Origin of the sequence: Ruthenibacterium sp. (genome assembly GCF_017421385.1) — a bacterium.
Classification (GTDB): Bacteria; Bacillota; Clostridia; order Oscillospirales; family Ruminococcaceae; genus Ruthenibacterium; species Ruthenibacterium lactatiformans.
Genome location: NZ_JAFOIN010000117.1, coordinates 64,496 through 87,210, shown reverse-complemented (window position 1 = coordinate 87,210; position 22,715 = coordinate 64,496). Strand labels below are relative to the sequence as shown.

Annotated in this window: 24 protein-coding genes and 1 tRNA gene; 12 read left to right on the top strand and 13 right to left on the bottom strand. The window is 57.4% G+C overall.

Going from position 1 to position 22,715, the window contains the following annotated elements; translation table 11 throughout:
* Window positions 1–9: 9 nt before the first annotated feature.
* The 3 genes from IIY41_RS13660 to IIY41_RS13650 all read left to right on the top strand — a co-directional run bounded on the left by IIY41_RS13660 (window position 10) and on the right by IIY41_RS13650 (window position 3,427).
* Window positions 10–723 (top strand): class I SAM-dependent methyltransferase, encoded by a 714-nt coding sequence (locus IIY41_RS13660; RefSeq protein ID WP_055081519.1) that lies wholly within the window; start codon window positions 10–12, stop codon window positions 721–723.
* A gap of 124 nt (window positions 724–847) precedes the next feature.
* Window positions 848–2,278 carry an MBOAT family O-acyltransferase gene (locus tag IIY41_RS13655; RefSeq protein ID WP_287401201.1) on the top strand — a complete coding sequence of 477 codons (1,431 nt, stop codon included), beginning with the start codon at window positions 848–850 and terminating at the stop codon, window positions 2,276–2,278.
* 48 nt (window positions 2,279–2,326) lie between these two features.
* A complete protein-coding gene (locus tag IIY41_RS13650) occupies window positions 2,327–3,427 on the top strand; it encodes a hypothetical protein (RefSeq protein ID WP_287401199.1) in 1,101 nt (366 codons plus the stop codon).
* Window positions 3,428–3,510: 83 nt separating this feature from the next.
* Here IIY41_RS13650 and IIY41_RS13645 read toward each other — a convergent pair whose 3' ends face one another.
* From IIY41_RS13645 to IIY41_RS13630, 4 genes are read right to left on the bottom strand one after another with little or no spacing between them, the layout of a single operon-like run.
* Window positions 3,511–3,723, bottom strand: a complete 213-nt coding sequence (locus IIY41_RS13645; protein WP_009325347.1) for a zinc ribbon domain-containing protein — start codon at window positions 3,721–3,723, stop codon at window positions 3,511–3,513.
* A 27-nt stretch (window positions 3,724–3,750) separates the two neighbouring features.
* Entirely contained in the window at window positions 3,751–4,599 is an 849-nt protein-coding gene (locus IIY41_RS13640; RefSeq protein WP_287401197.1) for a hypothetical protein, read from the bottom strand.
* Window positions 4,593–5,291 (bottom strand): ABC transporter ATP-binding protein, encoded by a 699-nt coding sequence (locus IIY41_RS13635; protein ID WP_154522668.1) that lies wholly within the window; start codon window positions 5,289–5,291, stop codon window positions 4,593–4,595. The genes IIY41_RS13640 and IIY41_RS13635 overlap by 7 nt, the downstream gene beginning before the upstream one ends.
* Window positions 5,292–5,293: 2 nt before the next feature.
* Window positions 5,294–5,659 (bottom strand): GntR family transcriptional regulator, encoded by a 366-nt coding sequence (locus IIY41_RS13630; protein WP_009325350.1) that lies wholly within the window; start codon window positions 5,657–5,659, stop codon window positions 5,294–5,296.
* Window positions 5,660–5,793: 134 nt separating this feature from the next.
* On the opposite strand from IIY41_RS13630, the gene IIY41_RS13625 reads away from it, so the two are divergent.
* A tRNA-Val gene (locus IIY41_RS13625) sits at window positions 5,794–5,870 on the top strand.
* 1,056 nt (window positions 5,871–6,926) lie between these two features.
* Here IIY41_RS13625 and IIY41_RS13620 read toward each other — a convergent pair.
* The 4 genes from IIY41_RS13620 to IIY41_RS13605 form a co-directional block, all read right to left on the bottom strand.
* Window positions 6,927–8,072, bottom strand: coding sequence for an iron-containing alcohol dehydrogenase (locus tag IIY41_RS13620; protein WP_287401194.1), 1,146 nt, complete (start codon window positions 8,070–8,072; stop codon window positions 6,927–6,929).
* Window positions 8,073–8,086: 14 nt separating this feature from the next.
* Entirely contained in the window at window positions 8,087–8,956 is an 870-nt protein-coding gene (locus IIY41_RS13615) for an aldo/keto reductase (RefSeq protein WP_009326110.1), read from the bottom strand.
* A gap of 59 nt (window positions 8,957–9,015) precedes the next feature.
* Window positions 9,016–9,666 (bottom strand): carboxymuconolactone decarboxylase family protein, encoded by a 651-nt coding sequence (locus IIY41_RS13610; RefSeq protein ID WP_318251949.1) that lies wholly within the window; start codon window positions 9,664–9,666, stop codon window positions 9,016–9,018.
* A gap of 73 nt (window positions 9,667–9,739) precedes the next feature.
* Window positions 9,740–10,357 carry a flavodoxin family protein gene (locus IIY41_RS13605; RefSeq protein WP_009326112.1) on the bottom strand — a complete coding sequence of 206 codons (618 nt, stop codon included), beginning with the start codon at window positions 10,355–10,357 and terminating at the stop codon, window positions 9,740–9,742.
* A 174-nt stretch (window positions 10,358–10,531) separates the two neighbouring features.
* On the opposite strand from IIY41_RS13605, the gene IIY41_RS13600 reads away from it, so the two are divergent.
* Window positions 10,532–10,954, top strand: coding sequence for a MerR family transcriptional regulator (locus IIY41_RS13600; RefSeq protein WP_050005603.1), 423 nt, complete (start codon window positions 10,532–10,534; stop codon window positions 10,952–10,954).
* Between the two features lie 676 nt (window positions 10,955–11,630).
* Here the strand turns inward: IIY41_RS13600 and IIY41_RS13595 are convergent.
* Complete coding sequence (locus IIY41_RS13595; protein WP_009326114.1) at window positions 11,631–12,140, bottom strand: ferritin; 510 nt, start codon at window positions 12,138–12,140, stop codon at window positions 11,631–11,633.
* 192 nt (window positions 12,141–12,332) lie between these two features.
* Window positions 12,333–12,983: a TetR/AcrR family transcriptional regulator gene (locus IIY41_RS13590; RefSeq protein ID WP_050005547.1), complete on the bottom strand. Its 651-nt coding sequence runs from the start codon at window positions 12,981–12,983 to the stop codon at window positions 12,333–12,335.
* 299 nt (window positions 12,984–13,282) lie between these two features.
* Here IIY41_RS13590 and IIY41_RS13585 point away from each other — a divergent pair, with 299 nt between their 5' ends.
* The 7 genes from IIY41_RS13585 (at window position 13,283) to IIY41_RS13555 (ending at window position 19,578) form a co-directional block, all read left to right on the top strand.
* On the top strand, window positions 13,283–13,756 hold the full coding sequence (locus IIY41_RS13585; RefSeq protein ID WP_009326116.1) for a DUF6669 family protein: 474 nt from the start codon (window positions 13,283–13,285) through the stop codon (window positions 13,754–13,756).
* Window positions 13,753–14,736, top strand: coding sequence for a CehA/McbA family metallohydrolase (locus tag IIY41_RS13580; RefSeq protein ID WP_119980837.1), 984 nt, complete (start codon window positions 13,753–13,755; stop codon window positions 14,734–14,736). The genes IIY41_RS13585 and IIY41_RS13580 overlap by 4 nt, the downstream gene beginning before the upstream one ends.
* Window positions 14,733–15,554, top strand: a complete 822-nt coding sequence (locus IIY41_RS13575; protein ID WP_009326118.1) for an ABC transporter permease — start codon at window positions 14,733–14,735, stop codon at window positions 15,552–15,554. The genes IIY41_RS13580 and IIY41_RS13575 overlap by 4 nt, the downstream gene beginning before the upstream one ends.
* Window positions 15,555–15,578: 24 nt before the next feature.
* Window positions 15,579–16,571, top strand: a complete 993-nt coding sequence (locus IIY41_RS13570; RefSeq protein WP_009326119.1) for an ABC transporter ATP-binding protein — start codon at window positions 15,579–15,581, stop codon at window positions 16,569–16,571.
* A gap of 114 nt (window positions 16,572–16,685) precedes the next feature.
* Complete coding sequence (locus IIY41_RS13565; protein ID WP_055081555.1) at window positions 16,686–17,876, top strand: extracellular solute-binding protein; 1,191 nt, start codon at window positions 16,686–16,688, stop codon at window positions 17,874–17,876.
* Between the two features lie 10 nt (window positions 17,877–17,886).
* The gene (locus tag IIY41_RS13560; RefSeq protein ID WP_009326121.1) at window positions 17,887–18,735 is read left to right on the top strand and encodes an ABC transporter permease; all 849 of its coding nucleotides are present in this window, start codon (window positions 17,887–17,889) and stop codon (window positions 18,733–18,735) included.
* Window positions 18,736–18,822: 87 nt separating this feature from the next.
* Window positions 18,823–19,578: a tyrosine-protein phosphatase gene (locus IIY41_RS13555; RefSeq protein ID WP_009326122.1), complete on the top strand. Its 756-nt coding sequence runs from the start codon at window positions 18,823–18,825 to the stop codon at window positions 19,576–19,578.
* A 91-nt stretch (window positions 19,579–19,669) separates the two neighbouring features.
* Here IIY41_RS13555 and IIY41_RS13550 read toward each other — a convergent pair whose 3' ends face one another.
* From IIY41_RS13550 to IIY41_RS13540, 3 genes are all read right to left on the bottom strand, one after another.
* A complete protein-coding gene (locus IIY41_RS13550; RefSeq protein ID WP_287401189.1) occupies window positions 19,670–20,140 on the bottom strand; it encodes a low molecular weight protein-tyrosine-phosphatase in 471 nt (156 codons plus the stop codon).
* A 15-nt stretch (window positions 20,141–20,155) separates the two neighbouring features.
* Window positions 20,156–21,577 (bottom strand): serine hydrolase domain-containing protein, encoded by a 1,422-nt coding sequence (locus IIY41_RS13545; protein WP_123157839.1) that lies wholly within the window; start codon window positions 21,575–21,577, stop codon window positions 20,156–20,158.
* 73 nt (window positions 21,578–21,650) lie between these two features.
* Window positions 21,651–22,571, bottom strand: a complete 921-nt coding sequence (locus IIY41_RS13540; protein ID WP_117472856.1) for an AraC family transcriptional regulator — start codon at window positions 22,569–22,571, stop codon at window positions 21,651–21,653.
* Between the last annotated feature and the right edge of the window lie 144 nt (window positions 22,572–22,715).

Sequence of the window (22,715 nt, the reverse complement as noted above, 5' to 3'; positions counted from 1 at the left end):
GGAATTTTTATGGAGCTTACCATCCGGGCGGACGTTTCCGCCCATATGCGGGAATTGAAGCAATGGCTTGCACAGACGCGGGATGAGCCCGCCGAGGATATGAACGGCTTTTTCGCCGCCCGCGTGGACACCTATGAAGCGCACATGTCCGTGTGGGACAAAGCATATGGCCGTGTGGCCGAGCTGACGCCCGGAGACTGCGGCCCCCTGCTGGACCTCGGCTGCGGCACCGGGCTGGAGCTGGACCGCATCTTTGCCCGCTGGCCGGAGCTTGCCGTCACGGGAGTGGACCTGTGCGCGGCCATGCTGGAAAAGCTGCGTGCGAAGCATGCCGGGCGGCGGCTTGAGCTGCGGTGCGCGGATTATCTGGCGATGGACCTGGGCGCGGAGCAATACGGCGCGGTCGTTTCCGTAGAGAGCCTGCACCATTTTACCCCGGAGCAAAAGCTGGAGCTGTACAAAAAAATTCATGCCGCCCTGCGGCCCGGCGGCTTTTTTCTGGAGGCGGACTACATCGCCTGCTGCGAGGAAGAGGAGACTCTGCTGCGGGCGGAAAGCGCGCGCCGCCGGGCTCGCGCGAACATCCCGGCGGATGTGTTCATCCACTTCGACACGCCGCTGACGCTGGAGCACGAGCTTGCCCTGCTGCGGGCCGCGGGCTTTTCGTGCTGCGAGGCCGTGGACAGCATCGCGGGAGCCACGTTCCTGCGCGGCCGCAAATAAGACTGGTAACAGAAAAGCCTTACAAAAGAGTAAGAAAGCTGTAAGCCCTGTTCCGGTTGCGCGCGGCGCACAGCCATGATACAATAATATATCCTTATTTTTGCTGCAAAGGAGGCCGCGCCCGGTGCAGTTCACATCCCTTGCCTATCTCGGCTTTTTCGCCGCCGTGTTCGCCGTACACTGGGCCGTGCCGCAGAAAGCGCGCTGGGCCGTTTGCCTGGCCGCGTCGGCCGGTTTTTACGCGTTGCTGGGCGCGCCCATGCTTGCCGTGCTGGCGCTGTGCATCGCCGTCTCTTATCTGGGCGGCCTGTGGCTGCAGCGGCGGCGGGGCCGCAGGCCCGCGCTGGCGCTGGCCGCGGCGGCGGCGCTGGCGCCGCTGCTGTTCTTCAAATATTTCAATACGCTGCTGGGCGCGTATGTACCCGAAAGCGTGCGCGCGTTCAGCCTGCTCACGCCCGTCGGCATCAGTTTTTTCACGTTCAAAGCTGTGGCGTATCTGGCCGAGGTGTACAAGGGCGCTCTGCCTCCCTGCCGCCATTTCGGACGGTACGCGCTGTATGTTTCATTCTTTCCCGAAGTGAGTATGGGACCTATCCAGCGCCCGGGCGACCTGATGGCCCAGATCGGCACGCCCCGCGCATTTGACGCCGGGCGCGCGGTACGCGGCGCGCAGCTCATGCTGTGGGGGTATTTTGAAAAGCTGGTGGTGGCCGACAACCTGGCGCCTTATGTTTCCGCCGGGCTGGACGCCCCCGACCTTGTGATGGGCCTTTCGGTGTTCCTGGCCAGCGTACTGTACGCGGTGCAGCTCTATGCGGATTTCGCCGGGTATTCCCACATCGCCATCGGCTGTATGCAGCTTTTGGGCTTTGACGTACCGGAAAATTTCCGCGCGCCCTATTTTTCCACGTCCGTGAAGGAGTTCTGGAACCGCTGGCATATTTCGCTCTCCTCCTGGCTGCGGGACTACGTCTACATCCCGCTGGGCGGCAGCCGCTGCTCCACAGCGCGCTGCTGCGTCAATTTGCTGATAACCTTCCTCGTCAGCGGCCTGTGGCACGGCACCGGGCTTCAATTCGCCGTATGGGGGCTGCTGCACGGGGCATACCTTGCGGTGGGGCGGCTCACCGCGCCCGCCCGCGCGCGGCTGTGGCGCGCCTCGCACATTCCAGAGCAGAGCGCCCCGGCCCGCGGCCTGAAAATGCTTGTCACTTTCGTGCTGGTGTGGTTCGGGTGGGTGTTTTTCCGCGCGCCCACCCTGTCCGGTGCGCTGCATCTGTTCGCCCGCATGCCGGACAGCTTTTCTCTTGCGCCCCCGGCGCTGAAAAACGCTCTCGCCATGCTGGGGTTTAACAGCGGTATGCTGGTGCGCGTCGGCTTTGCCTGCGCTCTGCTGTGCGCGGTGGACTTCGCCGCGCGGCGCACGGGCTTTTCCGTCTGGCTTGCGGGGCGCAGAAAATGGTTCCAGGCCGCGCTGTGCTATGTGCTGGTTCTGGCCATCCTGTTTCTTGCGCCCATCGGCGCATCCCCCACGCCCATCTACTTCCAGTTTTAAGTGCCGCGCCCCCGAACGGACGCGGCCCGAATATCCGGGAGGCTTCCATTGAAACGCTTTTTAAAGATCCTCGCGCTGTTTCTCGCGCCCGTCCTCCTGCTGCTGGGCGTGTTTTCCCTTGCCCTTGTGCGCTCGGGCGAACTGACGCCCACGGCGGACATTGAAGCCGCTGCGCTGAACGGCGGGCTGGAGCTGTTCGGCCTTGCCTACCGGGATGATACCCGCGCCTTGAAGCAGGCCGTGGCCAACGCCCGCGGCGCGGACGTGCTGGTGCTGGGCACCTCGCGCTCCATGCAGCTGCGCGGCGCTTTCTTCGCCTCAGACAGCTTTTACAACGCAGGCGGCGGCATCGCCTATATTTCACAGGCCCAGGTGTTTTTGGAAAACATGCCGCCGGACGCACGGCCGAAGCATCTGCTTCTGGTGCTGGACCAGTATTTCTACAATGAGACCTGGACCTCCATCGAACCGGAGGACAGCGCGGCCCTGCGGCCCTACACGCAGCCGGACGCTTTTTACGCTCTGCGCCGGGCACTGGCGGATTATCTGGACGGAAAATATTCCCTGCTGCATGTGCTGGGCACGCAGGACGGCGTGTACGGCATGTCGGCCGCGGGGCGCGGCGCGGGCTTTTACGCAGACGGCTCATACACCTACGGCACCGCCGTGCTGCACCCGGAAAAAAGCGCGGACGCAGAGTTTAAGGATACGTTCCAGCGCATCGCAAAAAACACGAACCGCTTTGAGTACGGCGAAACGCCGGACGCAGAAAGCCTTGCACAGACGGAAGCTCTGCTCGCTTTCTGCGCCCGGGCCGGCATCGAGGTAACGGCGTTCCTGCCCCCCTACGCCCCCTCTGTGTGGCAGCGCATGCAGGAGACCGGGCAGTACGGCTATATTTCCGCCGCCTTTGCGTCGCTGGAGCCGATGTTTGCCCGGCACGGCTTTGAGGTGTTCGATTACTCCTATCTGCCGGAGACGAATGACAGCCAGTATGTGGACGGCTTCCACGGCTCCGACCGTGTATATGCGGCGCTGTGCGCGCGGCTGGCGGAGGATTCGCTTCTGCTGGGCGCACAGTTCGACAGCGCCGCGCTGACGGCGCTGTTTACGGCGCAGGGAAACCCTCTGACGGTTTCCCTGCCATAGACCCGCCTTAAAAAGCAGAAACAGCGGCGGGCCGCCCACACCGGGCGCGCCCTCCGCTGTTTTTGGTATTTGATCCCGTTTTTTCAGCCGCCGATCAGGAAGTCCAAAACATCCATCGCTCCGTCGCTCATTTCCTTGTACAGCTCGGTATAGCCGCACCGGGTGCAGGTGATGGTGGTGAAGCGCTTGTTCTGTACGTCGAACAGCTTGGCAAAATTGCCGCCGGTCGCCTGGAACTGGTCGGCCTCATACTCCATATTTCCGCACTTCGGGCATACATACTGCTGCCGTTCCATGGTGCATCCCCTCCTTTTGGTACCAGTTTACGCGAGATTGAGCCGCTTTGTCAACAACCAGCGCGTTATGCAGAAATAAATCACACAGCCGACCAGCAGCACTGCGCCCACGGCCCCCATTACGGCGCACATCACGGCGGCGGGTGCGGCGTGCTCTACCACAGGGACCAGCGCATCCATGGCCCCGGTCGCCGCAAGCACCACGCCGCTGACGAGCATACCGGCCACCGTCAGCATCTGCAGCCCGAAATTGAGTATAAAATACGCCGCGATGCTGGCCCCCAGGCGGCTGGTGGGCCACTGCCCGCCGATGGCCATGCACATGTAAAGCTGTAAATATGTGTTCACTGTACCGATAATAAAAAGCACCAGCATCACGGCGGCGGGCATCCATAGGCCCGTCCCCATCTCCGCGCGGAACGCCGCGCTGAAGCGTGCAAGCGTCATACCGTTTTCCGCCGCGCCGGGAATAGAGAAGATCAATGCAGCGGCAGCCAGCACCGCCAGCGCCAGTGAAAGGAGCGTCCACACTGTGCCCACGGCCAGCTTGGCCGTGATGTGCTGCGCGGGTGTGACAGGCAGCGTGAACATCAGATATCCCTCGTCCCCCAGCAGGTTTTTGTAGAACCGCTGGATGGTGACGACCACCGCGGCCGTCATCATGGCCATCATTGCAATAAAGGTGAGCAGGCACAGCAGCCCGGAAGCGAGGCCGAGCACCGGCCCTCCCCAGCCCGTTCCGCCGGGCAGCACCAGTATGCCGCCCAGCTTTACGGTCAGCGCCGCCGCGCCCGTCAGCACCAGAACCGTGCCCAGTATGGGCAGAAAAATACACGCCGTCGCCTTGAATTCATGTTTGATGAGTTTCGCTAACATTTGAATACCTCCCTGAAAAACGCGTCGACGCTTTTGCCCTGCGCCGCACGGAGCTCATCCACACTGCCGGACGCCACAAGCCTTCCGCCGTCGATCATCACGACGTCGTCCAGCACCTTTTCAATGTCGCCGATAAGATGTGTGGAAAGCACCAGCGCCGCGTCCTCGCTATAATTACGGATGATCGTATCCAGAATGTAATCCCTGGCCGCGGGGTCCACGCCGCCGATGGGCTCATCCAGCAGATACAACCCGGCGGCGCGGCTCATCACCAGCACAAGCTGCACCTTCTCCCGCGTGCCCTTGCTCATGGCGCTGATCTTGTCCCCCGGCTGGATCTTCAGATCCGCCAGCATCGAGACCGCCTTTTCCCGGCTGAAATCAGCGTAAAAATCGCAGAACAGCTCCAGCGCCTCGCGCACGCGCAAACCGGCGGGCAGATACGTGCGTTCCGGCAGATACGCCACGCGCGCTTTCGTCTGCGGCCCCGGCGCCTGTCCGCATACGCGAAGGCTTCCGCCCGTGGGCACCAGCAGCCCCGCCGCCAGCTTCATCAGCGTCGTCTTGCCGCTGCCGTTCGGCCCCAGCAGGCCCGTGATGCGCCCGCCGGAAAAAACCGCCGTAAAATTGTCCAGCGCTTTGTTCGGGCCATAGGCCTTTGTCAATGCGCTGCATGTCAATACCGCTTCCATCATTATTCCTCCTGTGCCTTTTGCTGCAAAAGTGCCAGCGTCTGCGCCCGGGTGTATCCCAGCTTTTCCATCATCTGCAAAAATGCGCCGATCTGCTCGGCAGCCAGTTGTTCGCGCAATTGTGCGATCATTGTTTTATCCTCCGTTACGGTGCGGCCTGCCGTGCGCTGTGTATTCAAAAGGCCGCGTGCTTCCAGTTCCTGCAGCGCACGCTGCATGGTGTTTGGGTTTACCGCCGCTCCGGCAGCCATCTCCCGCACGCCGGGCAGCCGTGCGCCCGCCCGGTATTCACCGGCCACGATGGCAAGCTCCAGCTGTTCGATGAGCTGCAGGTAAACGGGCCGGTCGGCTGTAATGTTCCACTTCATGCGCTCGTCTCCTTGTGTCACTGTATTAACCGCTTAATACAATAATACAATATATTTTTCAAAAGTCAATAGAGGAAAATATAAAATTGGGGCTGGACTTTTCAAAGAAGGTATGCTATAATAATTTTCGTTGTGGAGGCGTAGCTCAGCTGGTTAGAGCGTTCGGTTCACATCCGAGAGGTCGCGGGTTCGAGCCCCTCCGTCTCCACCATATAAAAAGCCGCATTACACTGTCATTTGTTCGGTGTTTGCGGTTTTCTTTTTACCTTGTTTATGCGCGCCAATATCCTTACGGTGTTATTTACAAAATATGCAAATCAAAATGCAAGCCAAACATAAATTAAAACTCCCTCGGTAGTTGTTACCGGGGGAGTTCTGTTTTATCAACAGATATCAACGCCGACAGACTTTGCCTTTTTATGGGATTTTGGGAAGTGCCAGGAGTTGGACTTTATCCTATATTACATATCCCTTTGCAGCCAGCGCTTCGGTATATTATGCTCCAGTCTGATGATTGTCTTAAAGCCATGAGCGGAAAATACTGCCGACATTTGTTCTCCGGTCTCCTGGGGTACATAAATTGCGCTGCAAATTTGAGTTTCACCCTGTCTCCCGCGATTCATTAAGAATGGGCAGCAGCCTCGTCCTCCCGAACGCGCGCTTTCCGCAGCAGGCAGGCTTCCGCATTCGTTCGCGGCCATAGAAGGAACCGGCTGCATTCCCGATGATACAAAGCTATTGTTTTTCTCAGCACAACCGCTTAATAGCAATGTCAAAAACATCCGCGCACGGATATTCTTCCTCTTTTCTTTCTCCTTGCTGTTTGTCTTTTACCGAACATACCAGCCAAATTCCATCGCCATCCAAGCATTCTATCTTCTTGCGCCGGAAAATCGCCGGCGCGCCGGGGCTGCTCTGTCAGAACTTCAATTGCATGGGCATCCGGCCTTACGGAATGTGCCTGATGCCCAGCCGATTTCTCCCTTCGTATCCACAGAAACATAGTAGAGCGCCGCCTGCGCCTCCGCCACAGAATCACCGGGAGATATCTCTGACGCCGGACCAATCTCCGGTTTTGGCTCTCCTGTAAGCTCTTTTGTGGTCACCGTTCTGTAAAGCCATGCGTCGGCCCGATATTCTGTACGGATACGGGCATATTCTTCGCCTGCCTTTCCGGCAGCCTCTGTTCTCATAAATGCACCGGTGGTTTTCCATCCAGCGCGCTCAAAATGCAACAAATTATATACGGCCGGTCCATGCGGCCTCCTTATAGACACTCCATCAAAATCTCGTAGATTTCGTCCCTGCTGAGTTCACGGGGGCCAGCCTTGATAATGTTGCAGGTATCGGCCACCTGCCGCAGTACCTCCGGGGTGATCTCCACCGTGGATTTAAGCCGGCTCAGTTTTGTGGGCAGCCCGCACTCTTTGATGAAGCTCTCCAGTGCCGCCACACCGGCTTCTGCGGTATCCTGGCCAAATACGTCCTTTGCAAGTCTGGCAAATTTCTCCGGCGCATCCTTTACGATATGGCGGTAATAAACGGGATGAATCACTGCCAGTCCCTGGCCGTGGTCGCAGTCGGTATAAGCGCCAAGCTGGTGTTCGATCTGGTGTGTCTGGGAATCTGTCAGGCGGCCGCATTTCAAAATTCCATTCTCCGCCATTGCAGAATCCCACATCAAGTTGCTCCGAACCTGCCTGTCGTTGATGTTTTTCAGCAAGCGGCGCATATTGACAACGGTATTGCGCATGACCGCCAGCGCCACATCATCGGAAACATTATCCTGGTCGGAATTACCGAAATATGTTTCCATGGCATGGCTTAAAGTGTCAAACGCACCGGAGAGGACCTGCATGGGCGGCACGGACATGGTATACGCCGGGTCCAGGACGGCGAATACGGGAGCGATGCCGAAAATGCCGCCCTTCCACTTCTTTTCTTCATGGGTGATGACGCCGCCCGCGTTCATTTCTGCCCCTGTGCCGGATGCGGTGACAACCGCACCTACCGGGATTCCTGCGTTAGGGAACTGTCCCTTGCCGTACTCCATCTCCCAGATGTCTTCGTCCAGCAGAGCTTGTGCGGAAATCACCTTGCAGCAGTCGATCACGCTGCCGCCGCCCACAGCCAGAATGAAGTCTACATGCTGCTCACGGGCAATGGCCGCACCTTCCTGCACCTTTGCATAGGTGGGGTTCGGCATGATACCGGAAAAATCAATAATCGTTTTATCTGCTTGCTTAAGCAGCGCTTTTACTTCATCATAGACGCCATTCTTTTTGACGGAGCCGCCGCCGTAGGCAAGCAGCACTGTCTTGCCTTTCTTTCGAAGCTCTGTGCGGAAAGCCTGCGCCGCGCTCCCCTCACCAAAATACACCTTCGTCGGATAAGAAAAAGTGAAACTGTTCATGCTATACTCTTCCTTCAATCGTGAATCTTTCTGTTTGTACACATACGAACGAATTCCGGGTCAAAGTGTTTCACGGCAGTACCTGTATAACCTTGATCCAAAGAACTGATCCTCTGCATTTCATCATCGGTGAGGGTAAAATCCCAGATATTGAAATTCTCCTCGATTCGTTCCGGATGGGTGGATTTGGGGATCACCACTACTCCGCGCTGGATGTTCCATCGAAGCATCACTTGCCCCACTGTCTTTCCGTGTGCCGAAGCAATCTCCAGAAGGAGCCCCTCATGGAACGCGCCATATCGGCCGCCGCCAAGAGGCGCCCATGCTTCCGGAACGATATTGTACTTTTTCATAGTAGCCAATGCGTTCTCTTGCGTGAAATAAGGGTGAAGCTCCACTTGATTCACCATGGGCTGGATCTCGACAGTTTCGCAGAAATTCGTAAGGACGTGAGGATAGAAGTTGGACACGCCGATAGCTTTCAGCTTTCCATCCCTGTACGCGTCCTCCATAGCCCGCCATGCGCTGAAGTAATCCTTCATCGCCTGATGCAGCAAGTATAAATCCAGATATTCCAGCCCTGTTTTTTCCAGAGAGGCGTCAATGGCGGCTTTTGCCATTTCGTAATTCTGCATATCCTGCACCCACATTTTAGAGGTGATAAACAGCTCCTCTCTGGTACAGATGCCTTCAGCAATGGCTTCCCGCACAGCTTCTCCCACGGCGTCCTCGTTGGTGTATGAAGCGGCAGTGTCAATCAGGCGGTATCCTGTCCGAATCGCATCCAGCACAGAACGCTTACATTCCTCTTTATCACGAACTTGAAAAACCCCAAAGCCCTCCATAGGCATTTTCAATCCGTTTTGCAGTGTTGCATATTCCATAATAGCAGCTCCTCCTTATTTTTCTTTTGCGGCGATTTCGTCAATGATGCTCATAGCATTCAGGCTGCGGGGATACCCGATATATGGCATGCACTGCTCCACGACACTGTAAAGTTTTCTTTTCCGTTGCCCACGCCGAAATTTCCTGCCGTATGCCCGCGAAGCTGGTTTTCACAGCCTCCCTGTGCAAGAAGGAAACAAAAAGTGATCATCTCGCGTTCCTGGCCGTTCAGGCCGTTGCGGGTATAATAGTCTCCAAAGCAGTTGTCCGCCAGCCAGCGGTTAATGTTTCTGCGAAGCGCCGGGCCATCCGTTTGGCGCTTCGCCATATCGGGGCCAAACAGCTCCACCTGTTTGGCAAGCCCTCGCTCAAACCGGGTTTCCTCATTTGTGGATGCTTGCGGCGCAAGTGGCAGCCTGACGCCATGCTGCTCCATAATCCCGTTCGCAGCAATGAGAAAATCACAGGTGCGGCCGATCCCAAGATAGGCCGTTGCCTGATAGATGGTCTCCTTGATCGCAACGGGGTCAACCCCTATATTCAGTGCTGCGTGGAGCATGTTCTGAAATTCGCCCATGCCCTGGCAGCCAAGCAGGGCGGCCAGGATACAAAGCATCCGTTCCTTTTCCGTGAGGATATTTGCATTCGCGGTTTCGTCCTGAGAAAAATTTGAGATGATTTCCACAAACTCAGGATCGGTCCGGCTCAAAGAAGAATTTACCCCTGCAAATAATCTTCGCGCTCTGCTCTCCGCGTTTTTGTTCATAAAAGCCATCCTTTTCTTATCTTATAAAGTTCGTCAAAACCTTTTCGTTGTCCGGGTGCGGAAGTCCATTCTCTCTTCCCAGGGCGATGCACTTTAACAGCCACGCCATGTTCTTCCCGATATTATACATGGTCATCAGCCCTTCCTTATCCTTTGCGACCTCCTCCGGCTGTGCGCCGTATACGTGGTTCCAATAGGTGGCGGAAACTACCGGCATAGAGCAGATGGTAAAATACTTATTGATAACGTCGAAAGAAGCTGTGGTTCCCGCCCGCCGGGCAGAAAGTACTGCCGCCGCGGGTTTAAACTGAAATGCCGCTCCGCCGGAATAAAAAGCCCTGTCCATAAAAGCCAACAGCCTGCCGCTGGGATGGGCGAAATAAACCGGAGAACCAAATACAAAACCATCTGCTGATTTTGCCTTTTCTACAAACTCATTCACACTATCATGGAACACACAACGCCCGGTTTCCCGGCACTTGCGGCAGGCAACGCAATCCGGCAGAGCTTCATTTCCGATAAAGAACTGCTCGGTTCCGATTCCCGCTTCCTGCAAGGCACGTTCCACTTCACACAACGCGGCATTGGTACATCCCTTCTTACGGGAGCTGCCGTTTACAAGCAACACTTTCATTTGAATATCCCTCTTTTTCTCTTGCAATTTTGTTATTTCAATGCTACAATGCGTTTGTTTTAACCGCTTGTTAAGATCGATTATATTATACGGTAGTTACTATCGGTCAATAGCCTTTTAAAATTTTTAATGACTTTTTGTAGACACAACCGGAGGTGTAAGTCTGTGTATACAATGATGCAGGTCTGCCGGGAACTGGATATGACCTACCAGACTTTGAAATTCTACTGCAACGAGGGGTTGGTCCCAAACGTCAAGCGCGACCACAACAACCGCCGGGTTTTCGATGAGAAAGATGTAAAATGGATCAAAGATCTTACTTGCCTGAAAAAATGCGGGATGAGCATTCAGGAGATGAAAAAATATCTGGAACTGTGCCTGCAAGGGGAAGCTACCATTGTTTCCCGAAAAAAAATGCTTGCGAGAAAGCAGGAGGAGCTGCGGGCTTCTATTAAGGAATTGGAGGACAGCATTTCCTATATCGGCTGGAAGCAGAATTTTTATGACGAGGTCCTTTCCGGCAAACGTCCATATGTGAGCAACCTCATCCGGACAGCAGAAAAAAAGCCCTTGGCGAATGAACTGTTTCGGGATTAGAGGACAGTTACAGCCGTGGGCTACAAAAACAGCGTGCAATCCTTGTTAAAAGGATTGCACGCTTCAGACTGTCGAAAAAGGCAAAGAAGCAAAAGAAACGTCCGGGGAAAAGCTTGAAAAAGGAGTGGCGACTGCACCCGCAGGTGCGTGTCGGAGCGGTGCGACGCCTCCCTTGCGGATAAGCGCGCAGACGCCCCTTTTTCATTTAAAATAACCCCGCGACGCCCCGCAAGACGAGTACCGAGGCGAGCAAAGCGAAGCGACCGCCGAAAGCCGTCGTTCGGGGCGAACGGGGCCAAAGGCCCTGTTCGTAGGCAACTTAGCGAAAAGGGCGTCGAAAAGCGGCTTTTTTCGAAAGACCGAAGCGCCGAAATAGATCGGCGCGTTATTTTATTTTTGTCCGCCCGTTGCACTGTAAAAAATTATCGTACTGTCCGCACAGGCCGTAACGGCTGCCGTCAAGCGGACCAAGCTGTCGGCTGTCTGCACCTCATTTGTGTGAAGCCTTATATAAACTCAATAAACTTCAGCCGTTCCTCGGCGTCCGAAGCAGCAAGAGAAACGGCGTATTTCCGGTTTTTGAAAAACAAATCGCAGTCTTTCCCGAACACCCTGTGTCCGGAGGCGCCGCTTTTCCCCTGCGTCTGGCGCAGGCCGCCATTTTGTCCCTGTCGTATTACAGCACAAGGGACGGTGCGGTATAGACGCGGGCGGCCAACTCGCTGTTGAGCATGTACAGCCCCTTCGCGTCGCTCCCAAACAGCTCCATCTTGGTGATCAGGTCAGCGGCGTTTTTCTCTTCCTCGCCCTGCTCCTTTACAAACCAGTCCAGAAACTGTACGGTGCGGTAATCCTGCGCCGCTTGTGCCGCTGTGTAAATGGCGTTGATGAGTGCGGTAACATACCGTTCATGCTCCAGCGCTGCGGCCAAAGGGGCCTCCAGCGAAGCAAATGCCCCGTCCGGCTTGCCGACGGCCTCCAGTATCACCGGCTGGCCGTTGTTGTGCAGATACTGGTAAAACAGCATCGCATGGTCCTGCTCCTCCTTTGCCTGAACCTGATACCAGTTTGCAAAGCCGTCCAGACCCTTAGACGCATAAAAATTGGCGATGTCCAGATAAAGATAGGCCGAATAAAACTCCTTGTTGATCTGCTGGTTGAGCAGTGCAGAAACAGTTGCTTCCATGACAATACCCTCCGTTCAGCGGCGGCTCCGCCGCTCCATAATTAGTTTTCGCTAACCACAGTATAGCACGGCAGCGGACGGTGTCAATCTCTTTTCGCCTTTTCGTCCAGCCTTGCTCCCATTCTTTTGAAAGCACAGAAAGCGTGCCGCATCCCAAACCGGATGCGGCACGCTTTTTCCGTTTCAGGCCTTTCAGCGAGGCGGGGCTCCGTCTGCGCTGATGCCCCGCAGAAATGCATCAAATAAAAACCGCGCCATGGCCGGGGCCTCCATACCGTATTTCAGCGACAGAGGCGCGCGGTCTTTTCCCAAGCCGATGAGTACATACACCGCTGTATACGTGGCGCTGACGGCGGTGAGTTGCGCGTCCAACCCGGCCCGCAGGGAGCCATCGTTAAAATTCTCGCATAAAAATCGTGCAGTGTCGCCGGAGCCGAAATCTCCCGGTCGGAACATCCGCTCGTAAACAGCGCTGCCACGCCGCGCCGTTTCCGCCTGATAGGTTTTTTCAAACAGGTCGAAAAATAAAAGGAAATCCGGGTCCAGTTCAAACCGGCGGGCAAGCTCCTCAAAATACACGGAAAAGCGTTCCAGGGCCGTGAGCGGACGCGCCTCCGCCCGCGCCAGCAGTGCGTTTCCAAATGTACGCAGCGCTTGGCGGTGGATGGCCCACAGCAAAGATTCCTTATCGGGGAAATATTTGTAAAGCGTCGCGCGCGCGATACCGCAGCTGTCCGCCACTGCGCTGAAGCTTACGCGCTCGATCCCTTTTTCCACAAACAACTGCCGCGCCGCACGCAATATCTGCTCATACTGCCGCGCATTGTGCTTTTCATATTTCATCTGTGGCACGGTGTGCCGCCTCCCTCTCTTCCGTTCTTCTCCCAGTATACCGCAGACACCCCGGGCAGAAAAATCATGTATGTAAACCACACGCCCGTTCTTTGTAAAGTTCCGATAAAGCCTCTGAAAACTGTCCATTTTTGACCGGTTTTCCCACGGAATTGCGTTCTTTTTACATGGCTCTTACATGTTCTGCGGAGAAAGCATCGGGGTCTATCTTGTAGAATATGCACAGTGAAAAGAAACAAGATTCAACAAAATGACGGAACAACCCGTCTAAAAGGAAAGGATGGAAATAAGTGCCGCAAACGAATGAACGGCTTTTGTACCGGGTGTCCGGACAACTGCCACGGGGCTTTCAGGGGCACATCTCTTACACAACGCTTCTGCCGGGGGAGCTGCGCGCCCTGCGCGTGGTGTTCACCTTTGACAAGCGCGAACCGCAGCAGGAACCGGACACGCTGCGCGCGGGCTGTATGGCCGCTGCCGCACAGAACCTGCCCGAAGGTACGCCCGTGCCGGAGGCGTTGGCGGAACATCTTTGCACGATGCCCAAGGGCGAAATCAACGTCTCGCTGTTTTTGAACGGTGCGTGTGTGGGCAGCGCTCACCGCAACCAATTGACAAAGGAAATGCTGCTCGCACCGCAGGGCTCATCCGAGGGCTTTGTAAACTGTCGTCCCACAGGCGTACTGCGGGTGGTGCTGCACGTGCTCAACGTTCTCAACGACGAGACAAACTACACGCTGCGCCTGGAGGAGGTGGCCGGATGAAATTCATAAGAGCAGAACTGCACAACCATTCCACAGAATCGGACGGTGCGCTTTCTGTGGAATCACTGGCTGCATACGCCGCGGAAAAAAACTTCGGCGTGCTGGCCCTGACAGACCATAACACCACTTCCGGCCATGCGAAGGCCTATGACGCCATCCGGCGGGCGGGATACGCGCTTGCACTTTTGCCGGGCGTGGAGATAACCACATTTTTCGGCCACATTCTGGCGCTTGGACTTGTACAGATGCCGGACATCACCACACTGGACCCCCGTGCGCCGGAGCCTTTTTTTGCAATGCTGCGCACTGCGGGCGCGCGTGCCGTGGGCATCGCACACCCGTTTTCCGTCGGCAGCCCGCTGTTCATCGGCTGCCGTTTTGACATGGAAATGCACGACTGGAACGCAGTGGACTATATCGAGGTCTTTAACACCTCTGTTTCGGAATCCGACATGGGTGCGCACCCCATGGCAGAGGCGTTCATCGGCAACAGCCGGGCGCTGGCGCTGTGGGAACGGCTGGTGCTGGATGGACAGCGCATCGCGGCCGTCACCGGAAAAGATCTTCACAGCATGCCCCGGGACGCGGAGGTATTCACCACCTACGCCATCGTGGACAAGGCCTGCACGCTGAACGCGGCGGATGCGGTACTGGGCGCGGTGCTGCGCCGGCAGACCATCGTCACAAAAGGTCCTCTGTTCACAGCACACAGCGAAAAGGGACGCGTAACAGTAATATTCGACAACACCTCCGGCTATCTGGACTGGGCACCGGCGCAGGCCGCTGCCCCGGTGCTGGAGCTGAGGGACAGCACCGGAGCGGTACAGCGTGCCGAAACAGACCTGCGCACGCCGCTCTCTCTGTCCCTGGCTCCGGGCGCGCGCAGCGCCGTGCTGAAGCTGTATGCCGGCGCCTGCGCGCCGGTACACCTGTTGGCCGTGGGGGCGCCGCTTTATCTTGACAAGGAGGGAAACGGATGAGACGCCTTTATTTTTCGCTGGGCAAAAACAAATTCTGGGAATATGTCCTGCTTGCGCTGTTTCTGCTGTTTTTTTACGGACCGCTGATGAATATGCTGCTGCTTTCGTTCGCCGGAGATTACGAGTATCCCGATGTCATCCCCCGGAGCTACGGATTCAAATGGTGGGATTATGTGCTCTCCAAGGCACAGCTTGTACAATCCATCGGCACATCGCTGGTGCTGGCTGTTGTTGTAACGCTGCTCTCGCTGGCCGTATGCCTGCCCGCCGCCTACGCGCTGGCACGCTACCCGTTCAGGGGCCGCAGCGCCGTGCGCCTGAGCTTTCTTCTTACCAACGCATTCCCCAAAATGGGCATCTACACAGCCATGGCCGTCATCTTTTATAAGCTGAACCTTATCGGCACATTTGCAGGAGTGGTGCTGGTGCACATCGTAAACACGATGATGTTCATGGTGTGGATTCCTTCCGGCGCGTTCCGCACCGTACATATCCAGCAGGAGGAAAGCGCCCGTGACGTGGGCGCTTCGCCGCTGCGCACGTTCCTTATGGTTACGCTGCCCATGGCCAAGCCCGGCATCATCGTGGCTTCACTGTATACGTTCCTCGGTTCCATGGAAGAGGCGCAGGGTTCGCTGCTCATTGGCCTGCCCAACGTGCACACCATGCCCAGTGAGCTGTATGGCATCATTATGTCCTTCCCGGATACCGCGGGCGCGGTATTCGCGATGATCCTGCTGGTGCCGTCCATCCTGCTGCTCGTCGTCTTCCGCAAATATCTGAGCGCCGACGCCCTGTCCAACGGGCTGAAAATGTGACGCGCCCTTCGCAAAGGAGAAAATATGGAAATGAACCTTCCCGTTATCAAGCTGGAGACCCGCAATCTCACCAAAAAGTTCAGCGCTACCGAGGGTGTAGCCGACATCAGCCTCCAGGTGTATGAACACGAGCTGTTAACGCTGCTCGGACCATCCGGCTGCGGCAAAACCACCATCCTGCGCGCCATCGGCGGCTTTAACAAGATCGATTCCGGCAAGATTTTGCTGGACGGCGCCGAAGTACAGGGCCTGCCGCCCGAAAAGCGTCCCACCGGTATGGTATTCCAGAGCTACAACCTGTGGCCGCATATGACCATCTACGAGAATATGGCATTCGGCCTGAAGCTTCGCAAAACGCCCAAAAAGGAGATGGACGCGCAGATCGCGGAGATGCTGGCACTTGTAAAAATGAGCGGCAGCGAAAAGAAATACCCCACTCAGCTTTCCGGCGGCCAGCAGCAGCGTGTGGCCATTGCACGCGCACTGGTGCTCAGGCCCGCCGTACTTCTGCTGGACGAGCCGTTTTCGGCACTGGACGCCAAGATCCGCGGCCAGATGCGCGAGGAGCTCAAGCGCATCCAGCGCGAGGCCGGGCTGACTGTCATCTTCGTCACGCACGACCAAGAGGAGGCCATGGCCATCTCCGACCGCATTGCCGTCATGAACCAGGGTGCCATTGAACAGCTGGACAGCCCTACCGAAATTTACGACAACCCGCACAGCCGTTTTGTGGCGGGGTTCATCGGCGAGATGAACTTTTTGGACGAAGGCGGCGCGGTGCTCGCCGTGCGCCCGGAGGATATTGCTCTGCGTTCGGCCTCCGGCGCGGGCATGGCGCGTATTGAAAGCGTGATGCCGCTGGGCCATTACACACAGATCATCCTTGTTCGCGCAGACGGCGCACGGCTGAAGGTTTTCATTCCCAAGGAACAGGCACTGGGATATATACCCGGCCAGACAGCGGACTATTCCTTCACGCGCTTCAAGCAGTTCGGCGCGGCACAGGCCAGCGCCTGAAGTACTTCCGGGCAAAACAGCTTCGGCTGTTTTCCGCCGGAGCGGAAAGCCGCCCCGGCAATAAATAAGGATTTTATCGTAAGCTCATAGGAGATATGGAAGGGAGAAACATTCATGAATCGATTCATCCAGAAGGCGCTGTGCGCCGTCGCCGCCTGCGCTCTTGCGCTGAGCCTTTCCGCCTGCGGCAGCACTTCCCCGGCCACGGGCGCCGCAAGCGCGGACGTTCCCACCGTCACCATCTGGGGTTATGGCGGCCAGGAGGTGCGCGAAGCGCTGCAGGCCGTTGCCGACGCACACAACGCAGACCCCGCCTATAATACCAAGGCCCGGGTGGAGATCCAGTTCGTCGTCTCCGGCACCAGCGAGCAGAGCCTGCCCGACCGCCTTGCCGCTGCCTATCAGGCAGGCGAGACCGACACCGATTTTGACATCATTGCCCTAGACGACAGCGGGATCTCCGCCATTCTGGCCCAGACGAGCGAAGATTTTTTCATCCCCATCGACACCTCGAAGATCCCCAACTATGAAAATGTCGTATTCAAGGACAATATCGTAGGCGATACCTTCATCCCCTACCGCGGCACAGCCGTGATGCTGGCCTACAATTCCGAAACCGTGGAAAATCCGCCTGCAACGGCGGACGAGCTGTATCAATGGATCAAGGACAATCCCGGCCGTTTCGCCTACTGCGACCCGTCCACCGGCGGCTCCGGCTATACCTTTGTAACGACCGCCATCTACAACCAGCTGCCCGACGAAGCACGCATGTCCCCGGACACCAAATGGGAGACCGAACACACCGCCGAGTGGGACAACGCCTTCGCCCTGATGGCCGAGCTGCACCCTTATCTGTACCAGACGGCGGGCAAGGTACAGTACCCGATGAAGAATGCCGGTTCGCTGGACCTGCTGGCCACAAAGCAGATCGACATGACGCCCGCGTTCGTGAACATGGTGCTCAGCCAGAAGAATATGGGTACGATGCCCGAGTCCATCAAGCTTCAGCCCATCGAGCCCGCCTTTTCCGGTGCGCTGGCCGGCTTCTGCATCCCGAAAATCGCCAAGGATCAGGAGGCCGCGCTCTCCGTCATCGACTACTACCTGAGCTATGAGGCCCAGGCCATCGGCTGGAACACCATGTATGCCTCTCCTGTCGTGGACACTGCCAAATTGGAAAATCTGGACCACGCCGACTGGCTGGAGGAGACCAATATGGACGAGCTGCGCTATTTTTCCATCGGCATGATACAGAAAGATATCGTGGTACGCTGGACGGAAGAGATCGCGCCGCTGGCACAGTGAGGCCGCGCATATGGCAAACCAGAAAAAACACAGATGGCTGCCGTACCTGATGGTTCTGCCCGCGTTTTCCATTATGGTTCTGGTGGTAGTCTTTCCCATCGTAAACACAGTGGCCCGTTCCTTCCGAACAGCGGACGGGCAGTTCACGCTGGACAACTATGCCTATTTCTTTACCAGCGCCGAGGCGCTGCAAAGCCTGCTGTTCACCCTCGCCGAGGCTCTCACCGTCATGGCACTGAGCGTAGTGCTCAGCTTTCTGCTGGCACTGTACCTCCGCTTTTCCAAAAGCCCCGTCAGCCGCGCGCTGGGCAAGCTGTATCTGCTGCCCCGCTTCATCCCGGGCATCGCCGCAGTGTACGCGGTGATGAATGTCATCAAGGACTCCGGCAGCATCAACCGCATCGCCGCAGCCTTCGGCGTCGATTACAAGCCCGGCCTGCTGTATGACCTGAAAGGCATCATTCTTTCAAACCTGTGGTTCTGCATTCCCTTTGCAGCCATGATGATGAGCGCCGCGCTGTCCAGCGTCAACGATTCCTATGTGGAAAGCGCGCGCGACGCCGGATGCTCCTGGCGGGATGTTCTGTGCCGCATCATTCTTCCGCTGACATACAAGGACGTCATCGTCAGCGCCACCTTTATCCTTATGGGCCAGGTGGGCGCGTTCACGATTCCCTACCTGACAGGCCCCAACAATCCAAAAATGCTGGGCATCCTGCTGTACCAACAAACGGGCACCTACATGAATTATGAACGTGCGGCCGCACTTTCGGTGCTGATGTTCCTCATCTGCCTGGGCGGAGCCATTGTATACATCCGTTCGAACATGAAAGAGGAAGTGTGGGAAACAGGCAAATAATTTGCCCCACGGAACATGCAAAGGGCGGCCCGGCATACCGCCGGACCGCCCTTGCCGTTCCTCATCAACAAAAAGGAGTTTTCGATCATGGAGCAGACGATTTGTGTCAACGCCCCTCTGGCACTGGCCGGTACGCGCAACACCCGCGAATTGGGCGGCTACCCCGCCGCCTGCGGCAGGAAGACGCGCAGGCACGCCTTCCTGCGTTCCGACGGGCTTTCCGGACTGACGGACAAAGACGTGCAGATGCTGCTGGATTACGGCGTATGCTGTGTGGTGGACCTGCGCAGCGAAAGCGAGACGGCCGCCGCTCCCTCCCGTCTTGCAGACGTGCCCGGCGTGGATTATTATTCCATCCCCATGCTGGACGAGGCGGCGAGCCAGGGCTTTACGGGCGGAATGCCTGAGCGCATGGGCGATGTATACGTGAAGCTGCTGTCCGGCCGCGGCGACGCGTTTGCACGGATGATCCGCATTTTTGCACAACACAGTGACGGGACGGTGCTGTTCAACTGTACCGCTGGAAAAGACCGCACGGGCGTGACGGCCATGCTTCTTTTGCTGCTTGCGGGCGTGCCCTGCGAGATTGTCGTTGCCGATTACAGCGTAAGTGAAGCCAACATGCGGGACATTTTCAAGCGGCAGAAGGCCTGGCTGAAAAAGACCTTTGGTATCATCCCGCCGGATGCGGTATTCTCCTCTGCGCCGGAGGAGCTTGAAACGGCGCTGGCCTATCTCGCGGAGCACTACGGTACCGCGGAATCGTATCTGCTGCAGGCCGGCGCCGCGGCGCAGGATATTGCTGCTGTGCGCGGCATGCTGCTGGGCGAAGCCTGTGCCTGACGCACGAAATACACGAAAGGCCGGGTGCCGCCTGAACGGAACTCCGTTCGGGCAGTGCCCGGCCTTTTGTTTTCTGTTTTTCCGCGCAGGGCTATTCCGGCCGCAGCCCGCCGCGCAGCAGATGCTCCAGCAGCGCCCCGCATCCCTCGCACACATCGGCGTATGTTGCGTCAAAATCTCCGGTATACCAGGGGTCGGCAATATCACGGGGGTGAGCGGAGTAATCCAGCAGACGAAACATTCTTCGTTCCGGGTCGCCGCCAAAAATGCGCCGCATGTTGGACAAATTGTACGAATCCATGCCCAGCAGCAGATCCCAGGCCCTGTAATCGGCCGGGCGCAGGCGTACCGCGCGCTTATCCGCGCAGGAAATGCCCACAGCCCGCAGCTTTTCCCGTGTGCCCTGGTGCACAGGGTTGCCCAGCTCTTCACCACTGGTAGCGGCGGAAGCCGCGTGGAACAGAGCCCCCATGCCACGTTTTTCAGCCATCTCCCGAAACACAAATTCCGCCATGGGCGAACGGCAGATGTTGCCGTGGCAGACAAACAGTATTCTGGTCATTGCCTCCACATTCCTTTACCGCTCTACTTTGCGCTGCGGGCGGCCCGCTTCCAGCAGCTTTTCTTCCCCAAAGACATCCAGCGGGGAGAAAAGCTCCATGCGCATGCCGTCCCCGCTGGAGGCAAAACGCATTTCAAAGGCATGGGGCGTATTCAGGCTGCGGCACTCCAGCACCAGCAGATCCCCGCGCATATGCGCCGCCGCGGCGAAACGCAGCGGCGCGCGTTCCGCCCTCGGCATCTGGCGGAAGATGGCGGGACGGAAATTTTTCGCCCAGAGCGTATTCTCCCGCCACGTACCGGACGGCGCGCACACCTTCTGCACACTGCTGCCGTCGCACAGCCATACACAGGCGGCTTCCCCGTCCACGCGCACACGCAGGCCTGTGAAACCCGCCGGGTTTGGCCGGAAATCCAGCCAGCCCGTATCCCATTCTCTGCCGTCCAGCCTGCCTTGGGGTATGTACGCCTCCGGCAGCCCTCCGTCTGCGCACGCGCCGTCCTGCTTATGCAGATTTTCCAGCAGGAGCCACAGCGCGTCCAGCTCGGCACTCATATTTGTGCACTCGGCCGTAACGGCGGCCGCAATTCCGTTTTCAGGCAGAACCACACACAACTGCCCAAAGGCGCCGTCGCCGCGGAAGCCTCCACGCCGGTTCATCCAGAACTGATAGCCGTAGCCCGCACACCAGTCCGGCGTGCCGTTTCCCGCATTTACGGAGTGCGGCTGCGCAGCCATATGTACCCAGTCCCGCGGCAGCACCCGGCGTCCCGCCCACTCGCCCTCGTTCAGATACAGAAGGGCCAGCTTCGCGACGTCATCGCAGGATGCCTGCAGCCCGGTGCCGCCCTGGCACCGTCCGTCTGCACAGGTCAGCCACGAAAACTCCTCCACACCCAGCGCGGGGAACACCGTGCGTGCCAGAAGCTCGGGAACCGTGCGGCCCGCGGCACGGCGCACCAGCTCTGCCGCGAGATAGGAGGCGGCGGTATTATAGGCGAAAAACGTCCCCGGCTCATGGGACAGCGGCGCTTCAAAAAAAGCGCGCACGCCATCCTGCGAAAATGCCGCCTGCGGCATCACACAGGCCGCATGCCCTGTATTCATGGAGAGTACATGCCCCACGCGCAGGCGGCTCCAACGCGCATCGCCCGAACACAGGGATGCATATTCGGGGAACCAGTCCAGCACCCGGTCGTCCGGATGCAGCTTTCCCATTCCAAACGCAACTCCTGCAGCCGTGGAAGTAAAGCTTTTGCTCAGCGAGTACATTTCCCGTTTATCGCCGCAGCTGTAAGGCGCGACGGCCCAGCGGACCATGCACTCATTTTTTTCAAAAATCTCCAGCGCGTGCAGCTGCACTCCAACGGCGCGGGCGTTCCGCCCAAACTCCGCAAGGGCCGCATGCGAAACAGACGCATGCACAAAATTTTCCATATCCCATCTCTCCCCGGCCGCGCGCCGCGCGGTCTGTTTTTTTGCAAAGCCGCCGCGCCCGTCCGGGCGCGGTTCAGCTTTCAGAGTTCTTGATTGCCCGATAGGTGCGCGGCGAAATACCTACGACCTTTTTGAACGTGCGCGAAAAGTGCGTCGAATCGTTGAAGCCCACCTCGTATCCCACCCAGGTAATGGAATTGGCCGGGTCCTTCAAAAGCTCAATGGCCTTTTGGATGCGCAGGTTCATAATATACTCCACCAAGGTCTGCTGGGTGAGCAGCTTGAACAGATAGCAGAAATATGTTTTGGACACCATGGAGATACGGCACACATCCTCCAGCTTGAGCGGCTCGTTGTAATGCGCTTCCACATACCGGATGGCATCTTCCACCATAGGCTTGTATTTGTCGTAAACGGCCGCTGCGGTATGGCTTTGGGGCGACTGAGAATATTCCCGTGCCAGTACAAGCAGCAGCTCCATGATCTGCACGCGCAGGAATTCCTCATAATAGATATCTCCGTTTTCGTATTCCACCAGCATCGCGTTCATCAGCGTGTTCACGCGCTCTCCCGTTTCAGGCCGAAGCGAAAACTGGGAATGGATGTCATCGGCATCCTTGAGGAACAGCCAGGCAAAAGAAAGATTCAGCGCCGCTTCATGCACCTGCTGATAGGCGCTGTTCTCCTTCGGCGGAAAAAAATGGTCGAAAGAAAATTCGCAGCTGATGATCTCGGCATCTTCCAGCCGCACCACCTGATGCTCGACCTTCGGAGGAACGATGAAGATATCGCCGCGGGCCATCAGATGCTTTTGCCCCTCCACCCAATGCTCACAGCAGCCTCGGGTGATATACCAAATCTGCATATAATCGTGGGAATGGGGCAGATAGCCGGAGGGATTCTCCGATGTGACCTTATAGATCTTACAGAATCTGCTCTTGGTGAACATCGTGCTCTTTTCAAATAAAACGGCCGGCTCATTCCATACTTCCATCGCTTTGTCCCTCCTTCTGATATACCGGCGCAGCCGTGCTGCTGAAAAACGGCCGCGCGCCCGCCATGTGCGGACGCGCGGCCCCGTTGCCGTTCTGCGTGGTTCAATGTTTCCAAAGCTGCGCGCATGCGCATCGGTTTATGC

Bases quoted from the DNA above. Each gene is read 5' to 3' on its own strand.
- IIY41_RS13635 (WP_154522668.1), bottom strand. From the start codon at position 5,291: ATGGAAGCGGTATTGACATGCAGCGCATTGACAAAGGCCTATGGCCCG.
- IIY41_RS13550 (WP_287401189.1), bottom strand. From the start codon at position 20,140: ATGACCAGAATACTGTTTGTCTGCCACGGCAACATCTGCCGTTCGCCC.
- IIY41_RS13545 (WP_123157839.1), bottom strand. From the start codon at position 21,577: ATGGAAAATTTTGTGCATGCGTCTGTTTCGCATGCGGCCCTTGCGGAG.
- IIY41_RS13565 (WP_055081555.1), top strand. From the start codon at position 16,686: ATGAATCGATTCATCCAGAAGGCGCTGTGCGCCGTCGCCGCCTGCGCT.
- IIY41_RS13660 (WP_055081519.1), top strand. From the start codon at position 10: ATGGAGCTTACCATCCGGGCGGACGTTTCCGCCCATATGCGGGAATTG.
- IIY41_RS13605 (WP_009326112.1), bottom strand. From the start codon at position 10,357: ATGAAAGTGTTGCTTGTAAACGGCAGCTCCCGTAAGAAGGGATGTACC.
- IIY41_RS13630 (WP_009325350.1), bottom strand. From the start codon at position 5,659: ATGAAGTGGAACATTACAGCCGACCGGCCCGTTTACCTGCAGCTCATC.
- IIY41_RS13620 (WP_287401194.1), bottom strand. From the start codon at position 8,072: ATGAACAGTTTCACTTTTTCTTATCCGACGAAGGTGTATTTTGGTGAG.
- IIY41_RS13595 (WP_009326114.1), bottom strand. From the start codon at position 12,140: ATGGAAGCAACTGTTTCTGCACTGCTCAACCAGCAGATCAACAAGGAG.
- IIY41_RS13540 (WP_117472856.1), bottom strand. From the start codon at position 22,571: ATGGAAGTATGGAATGAGCCGGCCGTTTTATTTGAAAAGAGCACGATG.
- IIY41_RS13575 (WP_009326118.1), top strand. From the start codon at position 14,733: ATGAGACGCCTTTATTTTTCGCTGGGCAAAAACAAATTCTGGGAATAT.
- IIY41_RS13560 (WP_009326121.1), top strand. From the start codon at position 17,887: ATGGCAAACCAGAAAAAACACAGATGGCTGCCGTACCTGATGGTTCTG.
- IIY41_RS13600 (WP_050005603.1), top strand. From the start codon at position 10,532: ATGATGCAGGTCTGCCGGGAACTGGATATGACCTACCAGACTTTGAAA.
- IIY41_RS13640 (WP_287401197.1), bottom strand. From the start codon at position 4,599: ATGTTAGCGAAACTCATCAAACATGAATTCAAGGCGACGGCGTGTATT.
- IIY41_RS13555 (WP_009326122.1), top strand. From the start codon at position 18,823: ATGGAGCAGACGATTTGTGTCAACGCCCCTCTGGCACTGGCCGGTACG.
- IIY41_RS13580 (WP_119980837.1), top strand. From the start codon at position 13,753: ATGAAATTCATAAGAGCAGAACTGCACAACCATTCCACAGAATCGGAC.
- IIY41_RS13570 (WP_009326119.1), top strand. From the start codon at position 15,579: ATGGAAATGAACCTTCCCGTTATCAAGCTGGAGACCCGCAATCTCACC.
- IIY41_RS13645 (WP_009325347.1), bottom strand. From the start codon at position 3,723: ATGGAACGGCAGCAGTATGTATGCCCGAAGTGCGGAAATATGGAGTAT.
- IIY41_RS13615 (WP_009326110.1), bottom strand. From the start codon at position 8,956: ATGGAATATGCAACACTGCAAAACGGATTGAAAATGCCTATGGAGGGC.
- IIY41_RS13590 (WP_050005547.1), bottom strand. From the start codon at position 12,983: ATGAAATATGAAAAGCACAATGCGCGGCAGTATGAGCAGATATTGCGT.